Below are 8,072 nucleotides of genomic sequence, written 5' to 3'. Positions count from 1 at the left end.
GGCCCCCGCTCCCCGAGCCGCCCTCCCGCCTGAGCCCGCGCGACCTCCTCGCCGAGGCCCTCGCCGGCGTCCTGCAGCGCCCGGGACGGTCGGTGCTGACGATGCTGGGCACGGTGCTGGGCGTCGGCGCGTTCGTCGCCGTGCTCGGCCTCACCGCGACGGCCTCCGGCCAGGTCGGCGAGCGGTTCAGCCTGACCAGGGCGACCACCGTCACCGTGACCGGCCACCCGGGCACCGACGGCGTCGCCCCCGGCGCCAACCCGCCGAGCGACTTCCCGGCGGACACCGACCGCCGCCTCGCCGCAATCGACGGCGTCCTGGCCGGCGGCGTCTGGTGGCCGGTCCCGGGCGCCCCAGTGATTTCCGCCCGCCCGAACGGCCCGGACGAGGGCGCCGGCCTGTCCGTGTTCGCGGCCACGCCGGGCGCCGTCGCCGCGATGGAGCCGACCCTGACGGCCGGGGTCACCATGGACCCGTTCGTCCAGCGGACGGCCCAGCCGGTGGTGCTGCTGAGCGAGGCGGCGGCGAGGCGCCTCGGCGTGAGCCGCCTGGACGCCCAGCCGGCGGTGTTCATCGACGCCGTCCCGTACACGGTGATCGGCATCTACGCGGACGTCCGACGGCAGCCGGGCGCCCTGCTCGGCCTGGTGATCCCGGCCAGTACGGCGCTGGAGCGCTACGACGACCCGGCCCCGCAGCCGGACCGCGGCGCCCAGGCCCTGGTGGCGACCCGGGTCGGCGCCGCGCCGGTGGTGGCCGCGCAGCTCCCGCTCGCCCTGCGGCCGGACGCGCCGCAGGCGTTCACCGTCGTGCCGCCGCCGGACCCGCACGGCCTGCGGGACGGCGTGGCCTCCGACCTGAGCGGCCTGTTCCTCGGCCTGGCCGGGATCTGCCTGCTGGTCGGCGCGGTCGGCATCGCCAACACGACGCTGGTGGCCGTGCTGGAGCGGACGGAGGAGATCGGGCTGCGCCGCTCGCTGGGCGCCCGCACCGGCCATGTCGCGGCCCAGTTCCTCACCGAGTCGACCGCGCTCGGCACCCTGGGCGGCCTGGTCGGCACGAGCCTCGGTGTCGTGACGGTGGTCGCGGTCGCCGCCGCCCGCGGCTGGACCGCCGTCCTCCAGCCCGCCGCCACCCTGCCGGCCCCGCTGATCGGCACGCTCGTCGGCCTGCTCGCCGGCCTCTACCCCGCGCTCCGGGCGGCCCGCACGGACCCACTGAAGGCCCTGCGGAGCGCGTGAGCGGCACATGCCGAAGGGCCCGACCAGGTGGGTCGGGCCCTTCGGCATGAGGGTTTCGTCAGGCAGCTCGGGGAGCCGGGCGATGGGAGGGCCTTAGAAGGCCTCCTCCGCCAGGTCCATGATCTCGATGTCGATGCCCTCGGCGATCAGGCGCTGCGGGGCGACGGTCGGCAGGACGTTCTTGGCGAAGAAGCGGGCCGCCGCGACCTTGCCCTGGTAGAACGGGACGTCCTTCTCCGAGGCGCCGGCCTCCAGCTTGGCCAGGGCCACCGCAGCCTGGCGCAGCAGCAGCCAGCCGACCACGACGTCGCCGGAGACCATGAGCAGGCGGGTGGTGTTGAGGCCCACCTTGTACATGTTCTTGACGTCCTGCTCGACCGAGGTCAGGTCGGCGATCAGCTTGCCGACGATGGCCTCCAGGTCACCGGCGGCCTTGGCGAGCAGGTCGCGCTCGGCGGCCAGGGCGTCGCCGCCCTCGGCGGAGCCGATGAACTTCTGGATCTGCTCGTTCAGGGCGGTCAGCGCCTGGCCGCCGTCCTTGACGATCTTGCGGAAGAAGAAGTCCTGGCCCTGGATCGCGGTGGTGCCCTCGTAGAGGGTGTCGATCTTGGCGTCGCGGATGTACTGCTCGATCGGGTACTCCTGCAGGTAGCCGGAGCCACCGAAGGTCTGCAGGGACTGGGCGAGCTGCTCGTAGGACTTCTCCGAGCCGTAGCCCTTGACGATCGGCAGGAGGAAGTCGTTGAGGCGCTCGGCGGCCTCGTCGCGCTCGCCGCGCAGCTTGGCGGCCATCATGTCGTCCTGGACCGACGCGGTGTACAGGACCAGCGCGCGCATGCCCTCGGCGTAGGCCTTCTGGGTCAGCAGCGAGCGGCGCACGTCCGGGTGGTGGGTGATGGTGACGCGCGGGGCGGTCTTGTCCAGGAACTGCGAGATGTCGGCGCCCTGCACGCGCTCCTTGGCGTACTCCAGGGCGTTCAGGTAGCCGGTGGAGAGGGTGGCGATGGCCTTCGTGCCGACCATCATGCGGGCGAACTCGATGATCTTGAACATCTGGCGGATGCCGTCGACCTTCTCGCCGAGCAGCCAGCCCTTGGCCGGGTGCTTGGCACCGAAGGTCATCTCGCAGGTGTTCGAGGCCTTGAGGCCCATCTTGTGCTCGACGTTGGTGGCGTAGACGCCGTTGCGCTCGCCGAGCTCGCCGGTCTCCCAGTCGAAGTCGAACTTCGGGACGATGAAGAGGCCGAGGCCCTTGGTGCCCGGCTTGCCGCCCTCGGGGCGGGCCAGGACCATGTGGATGATGTTCTCGGACATGTCGTGCTCGCCCGAGGTGATGAAGCGCTTCACGCCCTCGATGTGCCAGGAGCCGTCCTCCTGCTTGATCGCCTTCGTGCGGCCGGCGCCCACGTCGGAGCCCGCGTCGGGCTCGGTGAGGACCATGGTGGAGCCCCACAGGCGGTCGGTCATCCGCTTGGCGACCTCGAGCTGCTCCTCGGTGCCCTCCTCGGCGATGACGCCGGCGAAGGCCGGGCCGGAGGAGTACATCCAGATGGCCGGGTTCGAGCCCAGGATCTGCTCGGCGAAGGCCCAGATCAGCGAGTTCGGGGTGACCTGGCCGCCGATGGACTCCGGGATGCCCAGGCGCCACCACTCGGCGTCCATGAAGGTCTGGTAGCTCTTCTTGAACGAGGCCGGGATCGGGGCGGTGTTGGTCTCCGGGTCGAAGACCGGCGGGTTGCGGTCGGCGTCGACGAAGGACGCGGCGAGGTCGTTCTCGGCGAGGCGCGAGATCTCGCTCAGGATGTTCTTCGCGGTCTCGACGTCCATGTCGGCGAACGGTCCGGTGCCGTACACCTGGTCGCGGCCGAACACCTCGAAGAGGTTGAACTCCACGTCCCGCAGGTTGGACTTGTAGTGACCCATGGCCGTTTTCTCCGGTTCGTCGCTTCCGGGAGACCGCCGCGTTCGGGCGTCCCGTACCCACCAGTAGGCATCATGATGCTACCCAGCGGTAACTTGGGCAAGCCCCCGGCGGCGAATCCGCTATGAACGTGGTCACGTCCCACAAGAGGGGACGACGACTCCTTGTCAGGATCGACGCCAGCACGGGCGGGTGCGCTCCCGCTAGCCTGTCCGTGTGTACGGATATGACCAGAACGCATACCCGGGCGACCCCTACCAGCAGCAGGCGGGTCCGCAGCCGGGCATGAACGGCATGCCCGGCCCCGACGCCTACGGCGCGCAGTCGCAGGCCTCCCAGCAGTCGCTCTACCCTGAGCCCTCCCCGCCGTCCCTCGCGGACGCCGTCCGGGCCTTCACCACCGGGTCGATGGCGGTCGAGGACTTCCAGGCCATCTTCATCACCTCCAAGGTGCACTGCCCGCGCGGCGACCGCCCCGGCTTCCTGGCGCTGCACAACACGCCGACGCCGGTGATCCCGATGTTCAGCTCGCTGAAGGAGCTGCGCCGCTACGCCGGCAAGGACTCCAAGCACTTCACCGTGACCGGCGCCGAGGTCCTGGACCTGCTGCCGACCGGCTACGGCTTCGCGCTGGACATGGAGGGCGAGCACCGGATGGTCTTCGACGCGAAGGCCGTGGAGCAGATGGTCGACTTCACCATGCGCCGCATGTACGGCTGACCCGGCCCGGAAGAGAAGCTCCGAGCTTCTCCGTCAGCGCATAGTTCAACTTTCAACTTGCCACTTGTTGAGAATTGAACTACTCTCGTGGACGTAGGCCAGAGGAACCCCCGAAGGAGGCCGACATGCCCGCCGTGACCGTCGAAAACCCGCTGACCCTCCCCCGCGTCGCCACCCCCGACCCCGCCGTCACGAGTGCACGGCCCGTCCTCACCGTGGTCACCGCGCCCGAGGGCTTCGAGGGCGAGGGCTTCCCGGTCCGCCGCGCCTTCGCCAAGATCAACACCAAGTACCTCGACCCGTTCATCATGATGGACCAGATGGGCGAGGTGGACTACGCCGCCGGCGAGCCGAAGGGCACGCCCTGGCACCCGCACCGCGGCTTCGAGACGGTCACCTACCTGATCGACGGCGAGTTCATCCACAAGGACTCGCACGGCGGCGGCGGCCACCTCGGGGGCGGCGACACCCAGTGGATGACGGCCGGCTCCGGCATCCTCCACATCGAGACCCCGCCGGAGTCGCTGGTGCTGACCGGCGGCCTGTTCCACGGCATCCAGCTGTGGGTCAACCTCCCGGCGTCCGACAAGATGACGACCCCGCGCTACCAGGACATCCACGGCGGCCACGTCAAGCTGCTCTCCACCCCGGACGGCGGCTCGATCCTGCGGCTGATCGCGGGCGAGCTGGACGGGCACCAGGGCCCGGGCGTCACCCACACCCCGATCACCCTGCTGCACGCCACCATCACGCCCGGCGCGCAGATCACCCTGCCGTGGAAGCAGGACTTCAACGCCCTGGCGTACGTCCTGAACGGCGACGGCACGATCGGCGCCGAGCGCCGGCCGATCCGCGGCGGGCAGGCCGCGGTGTTCGGCGAGGGCGACACGATCACCATCGCCGCCGACGCCAAGCAGGAGTCCCGGCACCCCAACCTGGACGTCATCATCCTGGGCGGGCAGCCGATCCGGGAGCCGGTCGCCTGGTACGGGCCGTTCGTGATGAACAGCCACCGCGAACTGGAGCAGGCCATGCGGGACTACCAGTCCGGCTCGTTCGGCCACCCGGTCGACTGACCCGGTCCGCGTGAGCGCCTCGGCCGTCTACAGCAGCGCGTAGACGGCCGAGGCGTCGTCCTGCGCCTTGCCGCGCGGCCACCGCTCGCAGGCGGCGTCCGCCCGTTCGACCTCGCGGACCTGGGCGATCAGCTCGCCCGGGCCCGACTCGTCGAGCAGCCGCAGGGCGTCCGCCCAGCTGCCCAGGCCGAAGCGCTCGGTGTAGCGCGAGGCGCCGTCGGTCAGGGCCGCCAGCGCGCGCAGGCGCTCCAGCCGGACGAAGCCGGTCTCGGCGTGTCCGGCCGCACGCGGGCTGGCCGCGGCGATCCACGGGCCGTTCCCGGTGTTGCGCGCGGCGCGGACGGCGAGCGCGTACTCCATGTGCAGCGCGGCCCGCTCGGTGGAGCCGGGCACGGTCTGCCAGATCTGCCGGCGCAGGCCCTCGCCGCCGGGGAAGCGCTGGTTGTCGCCGATCACCCGCGGCGGGCCGTCCTTGAACTCCAGCACCAGCAGCGAGTCCCCGAGCACCAGGTACTCCAGCGACTCGCCGTGCCGCCGCGCGGCGACGACCATCGCGGCGGGCGTGTTCGGGTGGGCCAGGTCGCACCGGCCGCCGTGCAGCGCGGCCGTCTCGACGATGGCGTCGGCCAGGCACTCGGAGATCGAGCGGTCCACCCGGTCGGTGAGCCGGGCGAGCAGGTGCACCCCCAGCCGGCGGACGTACCAGGCGGTCCCGTGCCGACAGCCGGACTCCAGGCCGGCCGGTGAGCTCGCACCGTCCAGCAGTACCAGCGCCTCCGGCGAGGCCGCCGCGAAGTCCTCGCTCTCGCGGCCGGGCCGCCGTGCTTCCCCTGCGAGCTGTAGCTGCATCCCGACAGTGTGGCGGCCTCCCCCGGCCCGCGCCCAGACCCTTGCGCCGGTGTGGCGCGAGCCCGGGCCCTCGGGGCGGCCGGCGTCCGGTGGCAGCCGGGGCAATCCGGCCATACCGTCGGATACCGAGTGGACAATCCGGCCAATCGGGGCCGGTCGGGTTTGGGGTCCACCTTCGGGTGGCGGGCCGGGCCCGGGACTGACGGCTCCGGCAGCCCCGCCGCCGACGGCCCCGACGGCTTGCGCCGGCCCCCGACGGCCCCCGTCGGCCCCCGTCGGCCCCGACGGCTCCCGAGCGACGAGGAGCGGGACATGTTCTGGCAGTTCATCGTGGTGCTGGCCGCCGGGCTCGGCTTCCCGGCCGCCGCGCTGTTCTTCCTGATCGGCGGACCGCGCTTCCCCGACGAGGAGCGCGGCCCCGAGCGCCCGCGCGGCTGACCGTCCGCGGAAGTGCTCTACGGCTTCCAGGCCGGGTCGCGGCCGAGCAGCGCCAGCGCGCGCTCGAACGGCGTGTCGGCGTCCTCCTGCGGGAGGCGCTCGCGGAACGCCCGGTCCGGCCCGCGGCTCTCCGGCCCGGCCGGGACCAGCTCGGACGCCGACACCAGCGCCGCGGCCAGCGCCGGGTCGCCGTTGACGGCCGCCGCGAGGCCGGACGGCGTGCCGAGGGAGGCCGCGACGTCCCAGGCGTGCACCAGCGTGTCGACGAGCTGGAAGCCCACCGCCAGTTCCAGCGGGAACGGGCCGCCGTCGCGGATCTCGGGCAGCCACAGCTTCCGGTCCGCCGCCTCGGCCTCGGCCTCGGCGAACGCGGCCTTGAGGTCCTCCGCCGTGCGCCGGAAGGCGCCCGCCGGGTCGTCGCCGACCGGGGCGTCGGCCCACAGCGCGAGGTCCGGGCCGGCGCCGCGGGCGGCGGCGGCGAAGCCCTGGTGCTGGCCGACTATGTGCTCCATCAGCCGGCGCAGCGTCCAGTCCCCGCACGGTGTCGCCAGGTCCATATGGGCCGGCGTCACGGTGTCGACGACCTCGGCGGCCAAGTCCACCGAGCGGGCGTACAGCGCTGTCAGTTCCATCGGATCGCACTCTCCTGGCCGCCGGTCACGAAGCCGGCGGCGTGGTCGATGACGGTGGGTTCGGTGACGACGCGGTGGTGGCCAAGTCCCTGCGTGGTCCGGGCCGACCACGGTGTCGCCCTCATCGTGCACGACGAGGATCCGGGCGTCGATCGCTTTCCGGCGGACGGCGGGGGTTTGACGGGAGGGGTTGAAGACAGGCCCTACGGCCTCGCCAACAGCCGTTCCAGCACCAGGGCCAGGTTCAGCAGCCCCTCGTCGTGGCCCGGCTCGCCGATCAGCTGGAGCCCGAGCGGCAGGCCGTCGGCGGTCCGCCCGGCGGGCAGGCTGACCGCGGGGTAACCGAGGTAGCTCCACGGTGCCGACATCGCCGGGTCGCCGGTGCTGTGCAGTCCCGCCGGGGCTCCGCCGGTGGCGGACGGGTACAGCAGGGCGGACCACCCGCACGCCTCGAACTGCTCGGTGATCTGCGCGCGTTGGTGCTCACGCACCCGCTGCGCCGCCGCCCACTCCGCTTCGGCGATGCCCTGGCCCTGACGGATGCTCGCGACCGTCTCCGGCCGGTAGAGGCCGCCGAACCGGGCGAACCAGTCGGCGTGGCTGCGGGCGAGCTCGAAGCGGTTGATCGTCTGCAGGGTCCGGGTGATCCCCCCGACGTCCCCGGGCAGCGGGCCCCCGCGGTCGATCGTGATCCCGGCCGCGGCGAGGCGGGCCACCTGCTCCTCGAAGCCGTCGATCGCCTCCGGGCCGGCGCCGAGCCGTTCCAGGTACTCCCGGCCCGGCACCGCGATTCCGGTGTTCTGCAGGACGGACCGCTTGAGCGACCGGCCGGCGTTCTCGAACCACCGGTGGTCCCAGCCGTCGAGGAGCACTCCGGCCGCCAGGGCCGCCCCGGCCGCGTCCGAGGTGAACACGCCCAGCGTGTCGAAGGAGGGCGCGTTCGGGATCACCCCCGCCATCGGGATCCGCCCGTACGTCGGCCGGAAGCCCACCACGCCGCAGTACGCGGCCGGGCGGATCACCGAGCCGACCGTCTGCGTCCCCACCGCGAGCGGCACCAGACCGGCCGCGACCGCCGCCGCCGAACCGCTGCTCGACCCGCCCGGGGTGTGGCCCGGGTGGTGCGGGTTGCGGGTCGGTCCCGGGGCGCTCGCGGCGAACTCGGCGGTCTCCGTCTTGCCCGCCACGAGCGCCC

8 protein-coding genes are annotated in these 8,072 nt (G+C 72.7%); 4 read left to right on the top strand and 4 right to left on the bottom strand.

The window, feature by feature from the left end; genetic code table 11:
• The first annotated feature begins 29 nt into the window (after positions 1-29).
• Positions 30-1,241 (top strand): ABC transporter permease, encoded by a 1,212-nt coding sequence (locus AB0O00_RS18735; protein ID WP_363653112.1) that lies wholly within the window; start codon positions 30-32, stop codon positions 1,239-1,241.
• A 93-nt stretch (positions 1,242-1,334) separates the two neighbouring features.
• On the opposite strand, the gene AB0O00_RS18730 is transcribed toward AB0O00_RS18735, so the two are convergent.
• Positions 1,335-3,164 carry an acyl-CoA dehydrogenase gene (locus AB0O00_RS18730; RefSeq protein ID WP_363653103.1) on the bottom strand — a complete coding sequence of 610 codons (1,830 nt, stop codon included), beginning with the start codon at positions 3,162-3,164 and terminating at the stop codon, positions 1,335-1,337.
• A gap of 283 nt (positions 3,165-3,447) precedes the next feature.
• Here AB0O00_RS18730 and AB0O00_RS18725 point away from each other — a divergent pair, with 283 nt between their 5' ends.
• Together AB0O00_RS18725 and AB0O00_RS18720 are read left to right on the top strand one after the other, a co-directional pair.
• Positions 3,448-3,882, top strand: coding sequence for an SseB family protein (locus AB0O00_RS18725; RefSeq protein ID WP_153466101.1), 435 nt, complete (start codon positions 3,448-3,450; stop codon positions 3,880-3,882).
• Positions 3,883-4,007: 125 nt separating this feature from the next.
• Positions 4,008-4,958, top strand: a complete 951-nt coding sequence (locus tag AB0O00_RS18720) for a pirin family protein (protein ID WP_363653101.1) — start codon at positions 4,008-4,010, stop codon at positions 4,956-4,958.
• A gap of 27 nt (positions 4,959-4,985) precedes the next feature.
• Here the strand turns inward: AB0O00_RS18720 and AB0O00_RS18715 are convergent, their stop codons facing one another.
• The gene (locus AB0O00_RS18715; RefSeq protein ID WP_363653099.1) at positions 4,986-5,807 is read right to left on the bottom strand and encodes an integrase; all 822 of its coding nucleotides are present in this window, start codon (positions 5,805-5,807) and stop codon (positions 4,986-4,988) included.
• A 312-nt stretch (positions 5,808-6,119) separates the two neighbouring features.
• On the opposite strand from AB0O00_RS18715, the gene AB0O00_RS18710 reads away from it, so the two are divergent.
• Positions 6,120-6,245: a hypothetical protein gene (locus AB0O00_RS18710; protein WP_363653097.1), complete on the top strand. Its 126-nt coding sequence runs from the start codon at positions 6,120-6,122 to the stop codon at positions 6,243-6,245.
• A gap of 17 nt (positions 6,246-6,262) precedes the next feature.
• Here the strand turns inward: AB0O00_RS18710 and AB0O00_RS18705 are convergent, their stop codons facing one another.
• Positions 6,263-6,877: a TIGR03086 family metal-binding protein gene (locus AB0O00_RS18705; RefSeq protein ID WP_363653095.1), complete on the bottom strand. Its 615-nt coding sequence runs from the start codon at positions 6,875-6,877 to the stop codon at positions 6,263-6,265.
• Positions 6,878-7,080: 203 nt separating this feature from the next.
• The coding region (locus AB0O00_RS18700) for an amidase (RefSeq protein WP_363653093.1) at positions 7,081-8,072 on the bottom strand (992 nt) is incomplete at its 5' end.

It is taken from the genome of Kitasatospora sp. NPDC093558 (assembly GCF_040683475.1).
Taxonomy (GTDB): domain Bacteria; phylum Actinomycetota; class Actinomycetes; order Streptomycetales; family Streptomycetaceae; genus Kitasatospora.
The sequence above is the reverse complement of the archived record's forward strand: the minus strand, read 5'-3'. Positions and strand labels throughout refer to the sequence as shown.

Coding starts and splice junctions, on each gene's coding strand:
- AB0O00_RS18725 (WP_153466101.1), top strand. CDS start 3,448: ATGAACGGCATGCCCGGCCCCGACGCCTACGGCGCGCAGTCGCAGGCC.
- AB0O00_RS18730 (WP_363653103.1), bottom strand. CDS start 3,164: ATGGGTCACTACAAGTCCAACCTGCGGGACGTGGAGTTCAACCTCTTC.
- AB0O00_RS18720 (WP_363653101.1), top strand. CDS start 4,008: ATGCCCGCCGTGACCGTCGAAAACCCGCTGACCCTCCCCCGCGTCGCC.
- AB0O00_RS18715 (WP_363653099.1), bottom strand. CDS start 5,807: ATGCAGCTACAGCTCGCAGGGGAAGCACGGCGGCCCGGCCGCGAGAGC.
- AB0O00_RS18705 (WP_363653095.1), bottom strand. CDS start 6,877: ATGGAACTGACAGCGCTGTACGCCCGCTCGGTGGACTTGGCCGCCGAG.
- AB0O00_RS18710 (WP_363653097.1), top strand. CDS start 6,120: ATGTTCTGGCAGTTCATCGTGGTGCTGGCCGCCGGGCTCGGCTTCCCG.